The organism is Pseudoalteromonas sp. THAF3, from assembly GCF_009363775.1.
Classification (GTDB): Bacteria; Pseudomonadota; Gammaproteobacteria; order Enterobacterales; family Alteromonadaceae; genus Pseudoalteromonas; species Pseudoalteromonas ruthenica.
Genome location: NZ_CP045418.1, coordinates 2,066,780 through 2,082,910, shown reverse-complemented (window position 1 = coordinate 2,082,910; position 16,131 = coordinate 2,066,780). Strand labels below are relative to the sequence as shown.

At 48.2% G+C, this 16,131-nt stretch carries 18 protein-coding genes and 7 tRNA genes; 15 read left to right on the top strand and 10 right to left on the bottom strand.

The annotated features are described in order from the left end of the window. The first annotated feature begins 36 nt into the window (after positions 1 to 36). A complete protein-coding gene (gene syd / locus FIU82_RS09595; protein ID WP_152440951.1) occupies positions 37 to 579 on the top strand; it encodes a SecY-interacting protein in 543 nt (180 codons plus the stop codon). 3 nt (positions 580 to 582) lie between these two features. On the opposite strand, the gene FIU82_RS09590 is transcribed toward syd, so the two are convergent. The 3 genes from FIU82_RS09590 to FIU82_RS09580 form a co-directional block, all read right to left on the bottom strand. Beyond that, a complete protein-coding gene (locus FIU82_RS09590) occupies positions 583 to 1,356 on the bottom strand; it encodes a Zn-ribbon-containing protein (protein WP_152440950.1) in 774 nt (257 codons plus the stop codon). A gap of 3 nt (positions 1,357 to 1,359) precedes the next feature. Next, positions 1,360 to 1,626, bottom strand: coding sequence for a hypothetical protein (locus tag FIU82_RS09585; RefSeq protein ID WP_022946703.1), 267 nt, complete (start codon positions 1,624 to 1,626; stop codon positions 1,360 to 1,362). 131 nt (positions 1,627 to 1,757) lie between these two features. Then, positions 1,758 to 1,988 (bottom strand): DUF2789 domain-containing protein, encoded by a 231-nt coding sequence (locus FIU82_RS09580; protein WP_022946704.1) that lies wholly within the window; start codon positions 1,986 to 1,988, stop codon positions 1,758 to 1,760. A gap of 70 nt (positions 1,989 to 2,058) precedes the next feature. On the opposite strand from FIU82_RS09580, the gene FIU82_RS09575 reads away from it, so the two are divergent. Then, complete coding sequence (locus tag FIU82_RS09575; RefSeq protein WP_022946705.1) at positions 2,059 to 2,694, top strand: GNAT family N-acetyltransferase; 636 nt, start codon at positions 2,059 to 2,061, stop codon at positions 2,692 to 2,694. A 517-nt stretch (positions 2,695 to 3,211) separates the two neighbouring features. Here the strand turns inward: FIU82_RS09575 and FIU82_RS09570 are convergent. Both FIU82_RS09570 and FIU82_RS09565 read right to left on the bottom strand, forming a co-directional pair. Further along, positions 3,212 to 3,520, bottom strand: coding sequence for a DUF3301 domain-containing protein (locus FIU82_RS09570; protein ID WP_152440949.1), 309 nt, complete (start codon positions 3,518 to 3,520; stop codon positions 3,212 to 3,214). After that, a complete protein-coding gene (locus FIU82_RS09565; RefSeq protein WP_138509069.1) occupies positions 3,517 to 4,551 on the bottom strand; it encodes a DUF3549 family protein in 1,035 nt (344 codons plus the stop codon). The genes FIU82_RS09570 and FIU82_RS09565 overlap by 4 nt, the downstream gene beginning before the upstream one ends. Positions 4,552 to 4,657: 106 nt before the next feature. On the opposite strand from FIU82_RS09565, the gene FIU82_RS09560 reads away from it, so the two are divergent. The 3 genes from FIU82_RS09560 to FIU82_RS09550 are packed head-to-tail and all read left to right on the top strand — an operon-like array spanning position 4,658 to position 6,204. Then, the gene (locus FIU82_RS09560; RefSeq protein WP_152440948.1) at positions 4,658 to 4,969 is read left to right on the top strand and encodes a YqcC family protein; all 312 of its coding nucleotides are present in this window, start codon (positions 4,658 to 4,660) and stop codon (positions 4,967 to 4,969) included. Next, positions 4,966 to 5,754 (top strand): tRNA pseudouridine(65) synthase TruC, encoded by a 789-nt coding sequence (gene truC / locus FIU82_RS09555; protein WP_152440947.1) that lies wholly within the window; start codon positions 4,966 to 4,968, stop codon positions 5,752 to 5,754. The genes FIU82_RS09560 and truC overlap by 4 nt, the downstream gene beginning before the upstream one ends. Then, positions 5,755 to 6,204 (top strand): flavodoxin, encoded by a 450-nt coding sequence (locus FIU82_RS09550; RefSeq protein ID WP_022946710.1) that lies wholly within the window; start codon positions 5,755 to 5,757, stop codon positions 6,202 to 6,204. 45 nt (positions 6,205 to 6,249) lie between these two features. Here the strand turns inward: FIU82_RS09550 and FIU82_RS09545 are convergent, their stop codons facing one another. Together FIU82_RS09545 and gloB are read right to left on the bottom strand one after the other, a co-directional pair. Next, entirely contained in the window at positions 6,250 to 7,809 is a 1,560-nt protein-coding gene (locus FIU82_RS09545; RefSeq protein ID WP_152440946.1) for a LysM peptidoglycan-binding domain-containing protein, read from the bottom strand. A 92-nt stretch (positions 7,810 to 7,901) separates the two neighbouring features. Next, positions 7,902 to 8,669, bottom strand: coding sequence for a hydroxyacylglutathione hydrolase (gene gloB / locus FIU82_RS09540; RefSeq protein WP_152440945.1), 768 nt, complete (start codon positions 8,667 to 8,669; stop codon positions 7,902 to 7,904). A gap of 54 nt (positions 8,670 to 8,723) precedes the next feature. On the opposite strand from gloB, the gene FIU82_RS09535 reads away from it, so the two are divergent. Continuing rightward, on the top strand, positions 8,724 to 9,482 hold the full coding sequence (locus tag FIU82_RS09535) for a class I SAM-dependent methyltransferase (protein WP_022946713.1): 759 nt from the start codon (positions 8,724 to 8,726) through the stop codon (positions 9,480 to 9,482). On the opposite strand, the gene FIU82_RS09530 is transcribed toward FIU82_RS09535, so the two are convergent. Together FIU82_RS09530 and rnhA are read right to left on the bottom strand one after the other, a co-directional pair. Continuing rightward, the gene (locus tag FIU82_RS09530; protein ID WP_152440944.1) at positions 9,430 to 10,251 is read right to left on the bottom strand and encodes an MBL fold metallo-hydrolase; all 822 of its coding nucleotides are present in this window, start codon (positions 10,249 to 10,251) and stop codon (positions 9,430 to 9,432) included. The genes FIU82_RS09535 and FIU82_RS09530 overlap by 53 nt on opposite strands. A gap of 90 nt (positions 10,252 to 10,341) precedes the next feature. Next, entirely contained in the window at positions 10,342 to 10,812 is a 471-nt protein-coding gene (gene rnhA, locus FIU82_RS09525) for a ribonuclease HI (protein ID WP_152440943.1), read from the bottom strand. A gap of 66 nt (positions 10,813 to 10,878) precedes the next feature. Between rnhA and dnaQ the strand changes: the two genes are divergently transcribed. From dnaQ to FIU82_RS09480, 9 genes are all read left to right on the top strand, one after another. Further along, positions 10,879 to 11,592 carry a DNA polymerase III subunit epsilon gene (dnaQ, locus tag FIU82_RS09520; RefSeq protein WP_022946716.1) on the top strand — a complete coding sequence of 238 codons (714 nt, stop codon included), beginning with the start codon at positions 10,879 to 10,881 and terminating at the stop codon, positions 11,590 to 11,592. 24 nt (positions 11,593 to 11,616) lie between these two features. Next, positions 11,617 to 12,987: a TIGR03503 family protein gene (locus FIU82_RS09515; RefSeq protein WP_130148401.1), complete on the top strand. Its 1,371-nt coding sequence runs from the start codon at positions 11,617 to 11,619 to the stop codon at positions 12,985 to 12,987. A 100-nt stretch (positions 12,988 to 13,087) separates the two neighbouring features. Continuing rightward, positions 13,088 to 13,164, top strand: a tRNA-Asp gene (locus tag FIU82_RS09510). A 25-nt stretch (positions 13,165 to 13,189) separates the two neighbouring features. Beyond that, a tRNA-Asp gene (locus FIU82_RS09505) sits at positions 13,190 to 13,266 on the top strand. Between the two features lie 27 nt (positions 13,267 to 13,293). Next, positions 13,294 to 13,370: transfer RNA gene (locus tag FIU82_RS09500), tRNA-Asp, on the top strand. A 29-nt stretch (positions 13,371 to 13,399) separates the two neighbouring features. After that, positions 13,400 to 13,476 (top strand) — tRNA-Asp (locus tag FIU82_RS09495). 43 nt (positions 13,477 to 13,519) lie between these two features. After that, positions 13,520 to 13,596, top strand: a tRNA-Asp gene (locus tag FIU82_RS09490). Between the two features lie 38 nt (positions 13,597 to 13,634). Next, positions 13,635 to 13,711: transfer RNA gene (locus FIU82_RS09485), tRNA-Asp, on the top strand. Positions 13,712 to 13,737: 26 nt separating this feature from the next. Further along, positions 13,738 to 13,814: transfer RNA gene (locus FIU82_RS09480), tRNA-Asp, on the top strand. Positions 13,815 to 14,047: 233 nt separating this feature from the next. Here the strand turns inward: FIU82_RS09480 and FIU82_RS09475 are convergent. Next, positions 14,048 to 15,973 carry a S9 family peptidase gene (locus FIU82_RS09475; protein WP_152440942.1) on the bottom strand — a complete coding sequence of 642 codons (1,926 nt, stop codon included), beginning with the start codon at positions 15,971 to 15,973 and terminating at the stop codon, positions 14,048 to 14,050. Positions 15,974 to 16,131: the final 158 nt, after the last annotated feature.

Genomic DNA, 16,131 nt, shown 5'->3' with positions numbered 1-16,131 from the left:
TATGGCGTAATTATACCTAAATTATTTGAGGCATGCATGAGCGTAAGCACAGAACTTCGGCGCTGTTTACAGGCACACATTAGCAACGAGCAACAACAGTATGGCCGTAACCCGCTGGCGTTTTTCGACCCGGACTCGCCAAGCCCTGCAGCCATTGCCGGCACTGAACAACAGCAGCAAGTTCAGTGGCAAATTCATGAGCGTACCCCCAGTGCTGACTTAAATGAATTGGCAGCGGCCCTGGAAGTGCCTTTCCCACAACAACTGAGCGAATTATTTGGCAGTTACTACAGTGGTAATCTGCCGGCGAGCATCGACGGTCATGGCGTGGAGCTCCTTTTACCTTGGGACGAGGACGACTTTATACGCTTACAGCAAAATATAACCGGTCATGTATTAATGAAACGTCGGTTAAAACAGCAAGACACCGTGTTTATTGGGCTGACCGAGCAGGATGATTTATTGCTGAGTGTGCGATTGAACGATGGTGCAGTCTGCTTAGAATATGTCGGTAAAGAACCGCACCATGTTTTGGCGAATGATATCAGCTCGTTGTTACAGCAATTAGACGTGCTGTAAACACTATTGGTGATCCCAGGAAATATTAGATATCAACTGACATTGTTCACAGCGAAAGTCGAACAATCCAAACCATGGCTCTGCTAGATGCCAATGACCATCGCAGCTTGGGCAGCGACGTTGTTGCTCGGCTGTCAGGCTCTCGCCACCGACACGGTACAAGTAATAGTAGACTGGCTTTTTGGTTAGATAACGGATCCGCTTTGCCAAGTCCAAGCCGCGACGAGTCAGGTCGCTATCAAAGGCGCTGATCTCATGCAGCGCCGCAAATTCGCAGCGTGTTGCACCATTAATTTGGATTTGATCGCATGCCTGCCAGTCTTCTTGCCATTTTATCAGTGTCTTGTAATCGCCGTTGGCGATAGCAGGAATGTGATACAGCGGCACCGGTAAAAAATCATCACCACAATACAACGGGCTGCACGTATGCAAATAGGTGGTGTAAAGAATGTAACTGCTCGGTGCAGCGCAGTTATCTGCACTATTGGCGTGAATATCTTGCCCTATAACCTTGACCTTGGGCGCTAACAACCCGGCATCGTTTAGTTTATCGAGCGCAAACTTCACAAACGGACTGTGGTTGAGCGGGTGCAATGAGTCCTCTTCTGGGCACATTACCCGGGTCACGAAGAAGCCTTCTTTCAATACGGTTGGAAATTCATCGCCGATGATTTGGCCATTGGCTCGAAGCGCCACCACCGTCTGATTTATCGCCTGTTCGGCAGCGCTGAGTTGGGTGTCTTGGTAACAGTCAAAAGTGAGGTCTACAACAAACATTCGCTATTTTGAGTTCTCGAGCAAAGCGAGTAGTTTATCAAGTTTTTCCTCAATGCGATCAAGTTGTGTCGACTTTTGTTCGTTATTCGGCAATTGTGGCTCTATGACCATGTTTTTGAATGCCTCGGGGTTATTTTTATATTGGCTTACAGCGGCAATAATCATTGGCATCGGCACGGGCTCTTTGAGCATCGCTTTGGTCATTGCTACGGTAGGTGTTTTGTTTTGTGCTAATAAGGCTTTGATGGCGTCAAAAACCACAGGGTTCATACAAATGGATTCCTTCTTTTTAATCGCTGAACAGTATAAAGCAAAGGGCCGCAAGGACCCTAATTTTGGATGTTCAATATTAACGAAGAAAGTATGAACCACACCTGTCTTGGGCGAGCTTTATCGCTGTATTAATGCCTTAGCTGGGCGTCTAACTCGTCAATTAATTCGCACCAATCCGCGTCTTGTTCCAAAGATTCAGTAATAAAGTGGCGCTGCGCCTGTGACCAAAACGGCGCATCAGCGAGTTTGAGCTCAGGGCTTAATTTGTGGTCAGTCACAAATTGTTCAATTTGCTCATCGCTGCTGGGCAGGCCGAGCTGTTGAAAAAGGGTCGTCATCGTATGTTTTGAGGTATCCATATAATGTTTCCATTGTGCTCATAAAAGGCTATGGTTAACTATAGAACAACAACGATAACAAGGAAATACCATGCTCGGCGACTATAAAGTTAGGTATCTTACTCCGGAAGATTTGAACGTGGCTGCAAGCCTGATTTATCAGGCTTATCATGACGACCCGCTAATGCGAGAAATATTCAGCGCCGAGAGCAGTAAAACCCAAGAGTATGAAAAAAAGTTACGCGCGCTCATCCGTGAAGAGCTACACAGTTTTTGGCAGGCCAAACAACCATTAGTTGGCTTGTATGTTGATGATGCTCTGCGTGCCATTGCTTGTGTATTTCAATCTGACGCCAGCATGCAGGCGGATCGCTATTGGCACTGGCGACTGAAACTGATGCTCAGTGCTGGTTATTTGACGACTCAGCAGCTCATTGAAAAGGAAAAGACCATTCGCAACGCCTTAAAAACGATGGGGCGCTACTTATTTTTAGCCTTTATTGCAGTGGATCCCCACTATCAACGCCAAGGTTATGGTCATTACCTCCTTAAAGGCCTTGATAATCTTGTTGAGGAAGATAACGAAACGCAAGGACTTGCTGTGTTTGTTACGCAGTCTCAGCATCAAACTTTCTTTGCTAACCACGGTTTTGAGACCATGCAAACTTTGCAATTTAGCAAAGTCAGTGGAGAGTTGTTATTCAAAAAAAGTCCACATTGCGTTTAATGGAAATTTCAATGTGAGAGATCTCTCACATTGGTGTGGGTTTAACGATGAATATGCCCCTACCTTTAGCTCTATAATAAGTCTAACTTATTGATTTGTATAGCCTTCTTCATTGTTTCTACATTATTGCAATAAAACTTTTTGCAAAGCACTTGCTGCATCTTTTTGGCTTTTCTCTAAACTTATCATTGTCAGGACGACAACAGTGCAGGATGCACTTGGCTAAGGAACGGATGTAGGCCAACCACGCAAAGTAATGCAGGAATAGTAACGGAATAGACGGTAACGGACGCCGTTAAAGGACAGGAGCACAGGACGTGCAGGGAAGGCGGGATGCCTAGGAATAGCCAAGGAGGCAAGAGGAACACTTCAGGATGAAGCAAGGAACAAAGCACAGGATATGCATCGGTTAGATAGGGTAATCGAGCAAGGAAAGCAAAAGGGACGACCTTTAGGTCAGCGGTGATGGATACCGCGCAAGGATGATGCAGATTAGGGCGTGACTTACAGTCACGCCTTAGTTTTTTTGGATTCTGTGCGGTGGGATATCGGCCTTACGTAAACGTTCATTCTCCATCCACAACTCTCCCTCGTATAAGGTTTCGCCGTCACTGGAAAACTCAAACATAAAGCGGCTGCGGATCCCAAGCTTACCATTACTTAAAATCGCTAAACGCCACTGTTTGCAAGCAACACTAACAAATTGCACGCCTAATTGTTCAGCTTGACGCTGAGCATGTAACCGCGCAGTTTCTGCCACTTTACGGCGATACCAAAACAACGCTATCACGCCACCACACAGCAGCAGAATCCATAAGGTTTTCACGACGAAAATAACCCACCAATTGCACGAGAAAGCGCATCAGAACGCTGCTCAGACCGTAATATAGCTAATACATGAGGGCGCAACATTGGGATTGCAACTAAGTCGGCAAAAATACTGGCGAACAATGGCTGCTCGGTGTCTATTCGACAGCAGTGCTCTAAGAACTGTGCTAAGGTTTGCGGTGCTTCTAAATAAGCCCAAAGTCGTCCAGCGATGACCTGGCATATGTCAGCATCTTGGCCGTAATCACTGTTCATTACCTGCCCTAGCGCTTGCTCAACCAGCCCCACTGCGCGTGCACTGCTGATGGCGCGAAGCGCATCAATAAGTAGCGCTTTATCCTGATGTTGAATCGCTTGATTGATACTTGTGAGCAGGGTTTGCGCTGCTTCAGTACCTAGCTCACTATTTTCGAGCTGGGCAGCAAGAGGTTGGCGTACTTGTGCAGGTAACTGCGACCATGCTTGGCACAGCAGGGCTTCATTATCTTGATGGTCAATGCGCGCAGCAAAATCGGCAAGGCCTTGCACAGCGACGCTTTGCCAGTCTTGCCAGCCCAACTTACCACTCAAATATAGCTGTGCATGCTCATAGTACTGCGATGCGCTTTGCCGTAACTCTACTTTGATGCGGGCATTGAAAGCGGCACGCTTATTGGCATTGGGAGTAAATACATAAGGGTTGTTATCGAGTTTGCTTTGCTCACCCTCAGCCCCGGTTAACGATGTGCCAATGGCTTCTAGCACCATATTGGCAAAATGGTCACGACTCGCTGCTACCAGCTTACTTTGCTCATCCAACGGCATTTTCAAAAACCACACATAAGGCTCACTCGATGCTTTTGGGTCCCAAAACTGAATCGCCAGTAGCGCATGCTGTGCCAGTGGATATGGATAAGCAATAGTTGTCGACTCAATATCGGCAAAGGTTGCTTTATCTATTTTTTGCACCCGACGACCAATGTCAAATACACGCCATGTGGTGCCGGCGGCATCTAATAATTGTGCCAGTGTGGCGATGTTGTCGCTCATACGCGGCTCCTAGAAAATAAAATTCCGCAAATTATAGGCATATTGCGTCATCAACCCAAGAGAAATGCTAATATAGCGTTTTTGAAGTTACCGCAATAACCGTGTTATGTCGTATTCCATCACTCAATTGCTCACGCAGTTGCAAGGTGAATTAGCTAATGCAGGCTTATGGCAAGATAAGCCCGTTGCTGAGCATTTATTGCAATCCAGCCAACCCTTTTGTGTTGATACCCTTAGGTTCGAACAATGGTTGCAGTTCGTCTTTATTCCCAAAATGCGTGCCCTAATACACGCAAAACATCCTCTGCCTTCGGCTATAGCCTTAACACCCATGGCTGAGGTCTATTGGCCAGGGCGGTATGCGCAATTGCACACAGTGCTTAAGTGCATAGATATTACTCTCGGAGGGGGAGAGTGAACGACTTAACAGATTCGGCAAATGTTGCACCAGTACAGCCGCTCGATATTCTATATCGTGATGAGCACTACATCGCTATTAATAAACCGTCTGGACTACTGGTTCATCGCTCTTTTTTGGATAAGCATGAAACCCAATTTGCAATGCAAATGCTGCGCGATCAAATCGGTCAACATGTGTATCCACTGCATCGCTTAGACAGGCCCACATCCGGTGTCTTATTGTTTGCGCTTAGCAGTGCTGCCGCCAATCGTGCAGGACAGCTGTTCAGTGAAGGAGGGATGCGCAAACGTTATCTAGCGTTAGTCAGAGGTTTTGCCCCTGAGCAGCAATGTATCGACAGGCCGCTAAAGGAAAAACTAGATAAAATTGCCGATAAATACGCGCAACAAGACAAGCCAGCACAATCAGCGCGCACTGATATACGTTGCTTGTTGCAAGCAAGCCTGCCTATCGCCTTAGGAAAGTTTCCCAGTGTTCGTTATTCACTGGTGGAGTGTTGGCCTAAAACAGGGCGTAAGCATCAGATACGTCGCCATATGAAGGGCATTAACCGCCCTTTGATTAACGATGTAAATCACGGTGATAATACGCAAAATCACTTTTTTGCCGAGCACTTCGAGGTTTCGCGGCTTATGCTGTTTGCAACCGATGTATACTTTGGGCATCCTTACAGCGAAGAATTGATTCACATTAATGCACCACTAGGTGAACACGCACTCGCCGTTTTTGAGCGCCTCGGGTGGCCAGTGTGTGAGCAAGCTTATTATGCGAAGGAGTTTTAAATGGCCAAGATTAATATTTTTTACGGCAGTGTCTATGGCGGTGCGGAGCGTCTAGCCGACAGTGCCGAGGAGCAGCTACAAAAGCACGGCCATGAAGCCACAGTGATCGATAACCCGCAAGTGGAAGATGTTAGTAACAGCGAATATATATTAGTGATCACATCGACCACAGGGCAAGGGGATATTCCCGATAACCTCATGCCACTGTTCGCCGCTTTACAAAGCCAGTTTCCTTTATTAGGTGGCACCCCGTTTGCGGTCATTGCCATGGGGGATAGCAGTTATGGCGATACTTTTTGTGGTGCGGGTAAGCAAGTTGAAGAGCTGTTGATGGAGCTGCAAGGTAAGCCGCTGCTGCCACGCTTAGATATTGATGCCCTAGAGGACTTTGATCCCGAGCCGGTGGCGCAACCTTGGTTGGCTCAGTTTGCTGGTGCAATAACCAAGTAGCATGATGCCTTAAGACAAAAAAAGCGCTCTATATGAGCGCTTTTTTTAGCCGCGTTTTACAGCCACAATGAGTTTGAGCTTTTGCCCAGGGTAAAGGTATTTTTTACCGTTTAAGTTATTCCATTTGCGAATGTCGCCAACGCGCAGCCCGAATTGCTTAGCAATGCGTGATAATGAGTCACCACGACGAACCTTGTAGGTAATGGTGCGGTTGGTCGTTTGCGGTAATGCTTGGCCTGTGGATTGGCGAATTTTTAGTTTTTGCCCTAACCGTAACATGGCGTTGTTACCCAGATTATTCCAGGCTTTTAGCTGTGCTACGGTGACGTTGTACTCACGGCTGAGATCCCACAGCGTATCGCCTGACTTTACGGTATGGCTGCGTGTTAGTGATGTCGTACCATTGACTGCTAAACGTACTTTTTCTGGTAAGTGCGAGGCCGCCTTGTCAGATAAAGGCACCATTAGCGTTTGCCCTGCGCGTATGGTGCTTGACTCCAATGCGTTTAAAGTGCGAATAGCGCCAACGCTGGTATTAAACTTTTTAGCGATCACCGATAAGCTATCGCCCGCAGCCACTTCATACTGTTGCCAACGTAAGCGGTCTTGCAACTTCGCTGACGCTAATTGTTGTTTGAATGGCGTGATGCTATCAAGCGGCAATAGTAAGTGATGTGGCCCCTGTGGATCGGTGGCCCAGCGGTTGAATGCAGGGTTGAGGCGATATAGTTCGGAAAGCGAAATACCTGCCATTTCTGCTGCTAAAGCTAAGTCAATCTGTGAGCCAACATCGACACGGTCAATCACTTGGGCATTAACTATTTTGTTCCACTTAATGCCAAACTCATCATGGCGTTTAAGTAGGTCTGCCAGTGCCAATAGTTTTGGCACATAGGCGGTGGTTTCCCGTGGCAGATCAAGTGACCAGAAATCGGTAGGCAGGTGCTTACGGCGATTTTTCTTAATGGCTCGCATGACTCGCCCTTCACCGGAATTATAGGCAGCAATTGCGTTTAGCCAGTCGCCTTCAAGGGTTTTATGCAAATAAGAAAGATAATCCAACGCGGCTCGGGTTGATTCGGCAATATCGCGACGCCCGTCGTACCACCAGTTTTGTTTTAAGCCAAAGCGTTTGCCCGTTTGTGGCATAAACTGCCAAATACCACTGGCACTGCGGTGAGAATAACCGTAGGGGTCGAAAGCACTCTCGACAATCGGCAGCAGCGCAATCTCCATCGGCATTTTACGCTTTTCGACTTCCTCAACAATGTAATATAAATAGGGCTCGGCACGTTTGGCAATGCGATCCATATAAGCTTGATGGCGCGCATAGTAATTACGCTCAGCAACCACAGGACGATTTTGCGGAACTTCTATTGAGAGCTGATAGCGGATCCGCTCCCAGACATCGTCAAATACAGGTGCTTCTTCTAGCTGTTCAACTACCTCATCGCCGCCTAGGGTGTCGATTGTTAGCGCATCGCTTATCTCTTGCGGGGACGCAGTATTGCTAGGGAGTTTAGTGATTGGAACATCCCTAGAGATGGTTTGGCAACCACTTAAAAACGTAGATAACACCGCTGCGATGAGTATATGTTTATTCATGAACTGTTAATCTTTGGGCAAAACTGCGGCGCATACTAGCAAAAATTGATGAGATCCTACAAATTTTGCGCAATTGTACCGCAGATAGAGACTCAGAAATTGTCCTTCCAAGCACGAAGACCTGCAAAGATTGCACTGGGTTCACCGCTGGTAGCGGGTCGATATGCCGTAGGGAGTGCTTGTGGCGATATTTTATCGGCACGAAGGAAAGGGTTGATGCGTTTTTCCTGGCCGATAGTGCTAGGGAGGGTCATCTGTTGTTGCTCACGTAATGCATTGACTTTATTAGTGTAGCGCTGCACCTCTGCATCCTCAGGTTGAGCTGCTGAGGCAAAGGCCATGTTTGCCTGAGTATATTCGTGCGTGCAATACACCAAGGTCTCGTCGCTCAGGGTAAGGAAGGTTTGCATTGATTGCCACATTTGCTCTGGCGTGCCTTCGAATAAGCGGCCACATCCTCCACTGAACAACGTATCCCCACAAAATACCAACTGCTCATTGATATAGCTGATATGATCAAGGGTATGCCCCGGGGTGGCACGCACTAAGAAATTGAGCCCAAATACGTCAATGCTATCGCCATCTGCGAGCGTGTGCTCGATGCCCGTAAATGGGCTATTCTGTGGTCCGTATACCGGCGCCTCTGGGTAGGCTTGTTTCAGTGCGGCGACACCTGTTGTGTGATCCCAATGGTGATGAGTAACTAGTATCCCCGCCAGCTGGTAGTCATGTTGTTCGAGGTAGCGCATTACGGGTTCAGCATCCCCTGGATCGACTACATAAACGTGAGGTTTGGTGGGGTGCACCAGGGCCCAAATATAATTATCATTAAAGGCGTTGATTGCGTCGACTTGCACCATAGCGAATAGCTCTATATCGTTAACTTATGCCCCTTAGTATAACGAGCTAAATCTGTGAAACCAGCACTAAGCTTTCAACAACATCCTGCGCCCTATACCTGGCAGCAGTTTCCTCATGGTGACTACTTGCAAAATGACGTAGAACGTAAGATGCAGCCGTGGTTAGAGCGCATGTTCGGTTATCATCTGTTAAAAATTGGCGATCTGAGCGTACAGCTAGATACGTCCGCGAGCCCCATAAAGCATCAAGTTGGGGTGGCAGCGCGTTCACAACAAGCTGGCGTACTTGCCGAAGTCGATGAGCTCCCTTTCTATGAAGGCAGTGTGGATGCGTGTATTCTGAGCCTGTGTTTAGAATATAACAGCGACCCCCATCATATTTTGCGTGAGGCCCATCGCACACTGATCGCCGGTGGTTACATCGTTATTACCGGCTTTAATCCGTTTAGCTTTTGTGGCGCTGCTAGCTTGATCCCATTTAGCCGTCAAAAACTGCCTTGGAGCGGGCGCTTCTTTACTCCTTCCCGAGTCAAAGACTGGCTCGACCTATTGGGCTTTGAGCTGATAGCTGATGAGCGCTTTTTACATGCTTCATTGGCACGAGGCTCGCGTTTATCGCGCTTTGCCCGCTGGCGCAGTTTTTGCCGTCAATATTTAAAACCCATGGGCAGTGTGTATATGCTGGTGGCACGTAAGCGGGTGACACCCCTGACCCCCATAAAGCCTAAATGGCACGCACGGCCAAGTTTTAAACCTGCTATTAAAGGCGTTGAGGTGAGTCGGCGGCACCGACGCGCGCACCCTGAAGATTAAATGGCACAGCTTTATCCATTAACTTAGGCTTATTGAGGGTGGCATCACGTTGCTGACGCTGTGCGATAAACTGCGGTGCTGATTGTTGTAAATGCACATTTTGTTCACGCTGACAGCCAATGGTGCTGTGGTAGTCTAAAGCTCGCCCCTCAGGTTGATAGTCGTGACACACCCACACCTTGGTGTCACTGGGTAGAGATAACAACTTTTGGATTGAATGGTAGAGCTGTTCAGCACTGCCTTTAGGGAAGTCACAGCGCGCGCTCCCAGAATCGGGCATAAACAAGGTATCGCCAATAAACAAATGGCCATCAACGTAAATGCTGATGCCATCTGGGGTGTGCCCAGGTGTTGCAAGCACCTTAAGCTCAAAATCACCTAAGGGTAGACAGTCGCCATCATTGACTTGCTTATCAAATTGCTCGCCATTAGTGGCACACGCTAGTTGGTATATGGGTTTAAGTGTTTTTTGCACATCGCGGATATGTTGACTGACCACCGTTTGCCCACCACATTGCTCACCAACGTAGTTACATGCGCTGAAGTGGTCGGCGTGCACATGTGTTTCAATGAGCCATTTAAGTGTTAATTGGTGGCGCTCAAGGTAGCGGATAATGATATCGGCACTGGCAAAACTCAGTGTGTCTGTCGCCGCATCGTAATCAGCGACCGCATCAATCAACGCTGCATGTCGCGTGGTAGGGCAAAACAGCACATAACTTAACGTGTGACTAGGAGAATGATAAAAAGGCACCACGGTGAGAGACATAGTTAATCCGTTTTAGGTATATGATATAACCAAAACTTATATTATATGTCTGCGTCTGTAAAGAGGGACAAGATGGGTGCCTCAACACCGTCAATCTGTTGGTTGATAGCCGGTGTCTTCCAACAACGATGCGCTGGTTGCGGCAGTGCGTGCGAGCTCATCGACGATGTCATTTTCTTTATGTCCGCTGTGGCCTTTAACCCAGCGCCAATCAATGGTGTGGCGTTGGCAAGCCTCGTCAAGGCGCTGCCATAAATCAACATTTTTAACCGGTTGCTTGCTGGCCGTACGCCAGCCGCGTTTTTTCCAATTCGCTAACCAACTTTCTATGCCTTCTTTTACGTATTGGCTGTCGGTAGTAAGGACAATGTCACAGGGGCGGGTGAGCGATTCCAAAGCGACAATTGCAGCGAGTAATTCCATGCGGTTATTGGTCGTGGTTTGATACCCTTGACTTAGCGTTTTCTCGTGCTTTCCGTAACGCATAAGAATACCGTATCCCCCAGGACCAGGATTCCCCAAACACGAACCATCGGTATAAATTTCTACGCTTTTTTGCACGCTTTACCTTGTTATTATGTACAATGAACGAAGCAGCAAAGATAGCAAATATGAGCGTAAACTGATATGGCGCAAAGACAAATAGTGCTTGATACCGAAACTACAGGCATTAGCCCGAAAGAGGGGCACCGCATTATTGAGATTGGTTGTGTGGAGTTGATCAACCGCCGGCTAACCGGTAACAATTTTCATGTTTACATTAATCCCCAGCGCGACATCGAAGACGAGGCCATCGACGTGCACGGGATCACCAATGAGTTTTTGCAAGATAAACCGCTATACCACCAAATAGCCGATGAGTTTCTTGACTATATCCGTGGTGCAGAACTCGTTATTCACAATGCCCCGTTCGATGTGGGCTTTATGGACCACGAATTTGCCATGCTGAATCGAGGCTACCCTAATACTGAGCAGGTGTGCCAAGTACTCGACACTTTAACCATGGCCCGGGAAATGCATCCCGGACAAAAGAATAACCTCGATGCGCTTTGCCGCCGTTATGATATTGATAATGCAAAGCGAACGTTGCACGGCGCATTGCTGGATTCTGAGATTCTTGCTGACGTCTACTTAGCGATGACCGGCGGTCAGAAGAAACTTAATTTGGCGCAACATAATGAACAGCAAAACCAAGGCGACGATGGTGACATCATTCGTTTAAACCCAGATAGACCTGCCTTAACGGTGCTGCGTGCCGACGAACAAGAGTTGGCGGCACATGAGCAGCGTCTAGACTTGGTAGAGAAAGAGGGCGGTCATTGTTTGTGGCGCACTCAGTAGAGATAAAAGGTGAAAAGGGTGGTGATGGCAAAATTAATTCTCATCAGTATGGTGCTGCTACTTGGTGTCGGTGTCAGTGCGCCAGCACTGGGCGATGAGCAGGAAAAGCTGACCGTATTGGCCGAGGGCAATGAAATCCCGCTGTTGGATAACCGCTTTCGGATTGACCACGATGTTGACAAGATTACGCTGCTCTTTTTTCGCCGCCAAGGCTCACCCGCCGTTGTGTTGGTGCGCCCGGATGGAAGTAAAATTTATGCCACCCACTCACTCAATGACGACAACCTACAATGGCATGATGAGCTCGGCTACGACTTAATCGTGCTCAACAAACCGATGCCAGGGCCTTGGCAAGTGGTTGGGCAAATTTTGCCGGACAGCCGTATTATGGTTATCGGCGATATCTCTCTTCAAGTTGATGAACTTCCCCCTCTGCTTTTCCGTGGCGAAATTATTAAGCTGACGGGGAAGGTGTTAAATGATGGTGAGCAGGTGAAAATTGGCCGCTTCCGTGATGTCATTAACATGCAAGTTGATTTCGTTAGTACTAATAATAATGAATATAGTAACTTTGGTGCCCGCACAGAGCATGTTGCCAACTTTAAAGATGATGGCCGAGGTTTTGATGAACGCCCGGGTGATGCGATTTTCACGGGGGAGTTTCGTCTTGATTTTGCCGCCGGACAGTGGCGGCCAGAGATAGCCCTGACCACGCCCATCATCCAACGTAAAGTGGTGCAAGAGCCAGTGGTGGTCAAAGAGCCGCCGCTCACCTATGAGCTTCATGAGGGAGCCAAAGGCGAAAGCCACGAGTTACACATTACCCTTGATGAGCAGCTACTCGATCCGCAATCGGTGTTGCTCCAAGGAAAGATCTTTTATCCCAATAACGATGAACAAGCCTTTTCATTGCCAGCTGAGCAAGATAACACGCGCGTGATCACCATTAGCAATTACGAATGGGGGCGTTATTCGCTGCAAATAGAGCTATACGGCACGAACAGTAATGGTCGTGAGTTTATGGCAGCCTTACCGGATTATGAATTTGCCATTGCTCGGCCCATAGAAAAGGTCGAAGAAATAGCGCCCCCGGTGAGCCAAGGGCCTACCGAATTGGCAGAGCAAAGTGATCAGCCAAGTGCGATGAGCAATGCGTTATTCTACAGCTTAGTGGTGTTAGGGAATGTGTTTATTTTGCTCGCTGGGTGGGCAGCCATTCGCGTCTTGGTGCAAAAAAAGCCACTTTTAGGCAATATTAATTTATTGTTCTGGAAGAAAAAAAGTGCCCAAAGTGATGAGCAAGAAACAAACAGCTCTGAAGCTAACTCAGATAAAAATGGCTCAAAAAGTGATAAATCAGGTGAAATTTTAAACCTTTCGATGTCAGATGACTAAAAAAGCCCTAAAAATTCAAAAAAACTATTGACTCACCAAGGGGTGATTCGTATCATTCACGCCGCTGTCAGGGCAGAGCTTCTGGCAGTTTGGATATCGCGGAGTGGTAGTTCAGTTGGTTAGAATACCGGCCTGTCACGCCGGGGGTCGCGGGTTCGAGTCCCGTCCACTCCGCCAGTTATCCAGTGTTTGCTTACTCGTTGGAGTGGTAGTTCAGTTGGTTAGAATACCGGCCTGTCACGCCGGGGGTCGCGGGTTCGAGTCCCGTCCACTCCGCCAGTTAAGTAAACAGCCTTATTCCGTCGCGGAGTGGTAGTTCAGTTGGTTAGAATACCGGCCTGTCACGCCGGGGGTCGCGGGTTCGAGTCCCGTCCACTCCGCCATTCGGAATAGAAAAAATATAAATCTCTGCGGAGTGGTAGTTCAGTTGGTTAGAATACCGGCCTGTCACGCCGGGGGTCGCGGGTTCGAGTCCCGTCCACTCCGCCATCTTTATATTTTTTAGTACATTGCTTTATTCAGCGCTTGTCGCGGAGTGGTAGTTCAGTTGGTTAGAATACCGGCCTGTCACGCCGGGGGTCGCGGGTTCGAGTCCCGTCCACTCCGCCAATGTCTGAATCAATGCTATGTACACACATCGTCACTGCGGAGTGGTAGTTCAGTTGGTTAGAATACCGGCCTGTCACGCCGGGGGTCGCGGGTTCGAGTCCCGTCCACTCCGCCACTTAGACGATGCACTCATACCACTGCGGAGTGGTAGTTCAGTTGGTTAGAATACCGGCCTGTCACGCCGGGGGTCGCGGGTTCGAGTCCCGTCCACTCCGCCACTGAGTGTGCTCACTCAGTATTTCCAGATACATTCTTGTTATTCCTTTATCTATTCCCTTTTAATCCCCGCTATGGGTGCTGCTTCTATTTACCTGTAATAAGCCTAGATAGGCGGGTGCTGTGTTTTCTAGCTATAAGCGCGCTAGCAAAGAACGACGCGACATGTGTAGGCGGTGCGTGAAGGCAGTTAACAGGGGAAAGGTGTGGCCAGCATGCACTGGCCACAGCAGTATTATTGATCTCTTAAATGTTTATCAAGAAAAGACAGATACGCATTGGCCGCTGTAATGCGGTTCTCACGCTTACTAAAGCCGTGGCCCTCGTCGGGGAAGAGTACATACTCAACTGGCACCCCGTTGGCTTTCACTGCGGCAACAAGCTCATCGCTTTCAACCTGTAGAACTCGGGGATCATTGGCTCCTTGTACCACTAATAACGGTTTTTTGATGTTATCTGCGTGGAACAGCGGTGAAATACGACGATGACGCCCTTCATCGGTGGCCGGATCGCCCATCTCATCGTAGAGTGCCTTTTTGTAGCTCTCCCACCAAGGTGGAATGGATTTTAGTGTCCGCACCCAGTTAGTGACACCAAAGATATTGATACCCACTTCAAATTCGTCGGGGGCGAAGGCGAGTGCTGCCGCCGTCATATAGCCACCGTAACTGCCGCCGATAATGCCAATCTTATCGTTATCGACCCAATCCAGTGTTTGTAAGTGCTTTTTGCCGTAGATAATATCTTGTAAGTCTTCTTCACCGTGCTTTTTGTCATCGAGGTGAAAGAAGGTTTTGCCATAGCCGGCACTGCCACGGTTATTCACTGCAAAAACCGCGTAACCTTGGTTCACTAAGAACTGTCGCATAGCATTATAACCCGTGCGGCTTTGGCCACCTGGGCCACCGTGCACCCAGACTAAAGCAGGAACTTTATTCGTGGCTGAAGCCTGCTTAGGCTTATATAAAATGCCCGGAATGGTGAGTCCATCAAAGCTTTTAAAGCGGACCACTTCGCTGCTAACGAGGTTTTCTTCAGCAATGTTTGCACTCAGGGTGTTGGTGAGACGCTGCGCTTGGTCGCTGCCAATTCGCCATACATATAGATTGCGTGGGCTGGTATCTGAGCTTAAATAAAATGACATGATTTGCTCATCATCACTAAATTCGACGCCACTGAGCGTGCCTTTAGGCAGTGTCGATGGCAATGCCAGCTCTTGGTTTGTCTTAGTATCTAAAATCGTTACCTGCGTGCTGGCATCGGCATTGACGGCGCTGACGCGGTATCGTCCAGACTTTGAGTACTCCATAAAGCTGACATCCCAGTCGGCGTCCAAAGCAAGTTCATGCTCTTGTGTGGCCAAGTTATAGCGCCACATCTGGCGAAACTCGCCTTTGGCATTCGTAGTGTAATACAGTGATTGCCCATCAACACTGAAACTCCAGGCGCTATACTTGGCTGGTTGCTCGTGAGCGCTGAGAAGCTTAGGGCCTTCACCCGATGCAGTATCCAGTAGGTAAAAATCACTATCACGGTTATCGTGATGCTTAGTTAGCGCAATATAACGGCCATCTGGGCTAATGGCACTGACATCAAGCCCCGTTTCGTTGGTATAAACACGCTGAGACTCATAACTATTGCTATCGAATTTGTATAAGTCCATAAACTTGGCGTCACGCTGGTTGCTCAGCACATAAAAATGTTGCCCGTCTTGGCTAAAGCCTGCAAATGCCGCGCGGGTCTCTTCGCCGGGCGTTAAATCGGTGATCTCGCCTTGCTGATCGCGAACAAACACGTGGGTACGCTCGTTACCCCCGCTATCTCGGCTAAACAGAATTCGGTCGTCCTTGGGGAAAAATGCCAGTGCATAGGTGCTGTCTTTGGCATCGGTTAGCTGTGTGCGGACGCCGGTTTTAATGTCTACCTCATAGAGGTTAAACACCCCATTCTCATCACTGCTCAGTAGCAGTTTATCACCACTATGGTTGATGCTATTGCCCGTTAAACTTACGGTATCGTAGAAGGTCTCGGCACTGTAAGTTTGGAACTGGCTTTGCGTTTGTACACTTTGTAGCTCGTTAGAAGCGCTCTGCTGGCATCCAGCTAGAGAGAGCGCGATGGCGCCTGCTAGGGCGCTGGCAATAAAATGCTTCGCTATCATAAATATATATCCTGTTAGTTTTTTAGGTATTGTTATTTTCGCTTTTAGTGTTCGGGTTCACGCTGGGAAAAGCAAGGCTAGGGAGGGGCTTTTTTAGGTGCAAATTGTTAGCAAATTTTGCAACAGCCATAAAAAAGCCAGCATATGCTGGCTTGGTG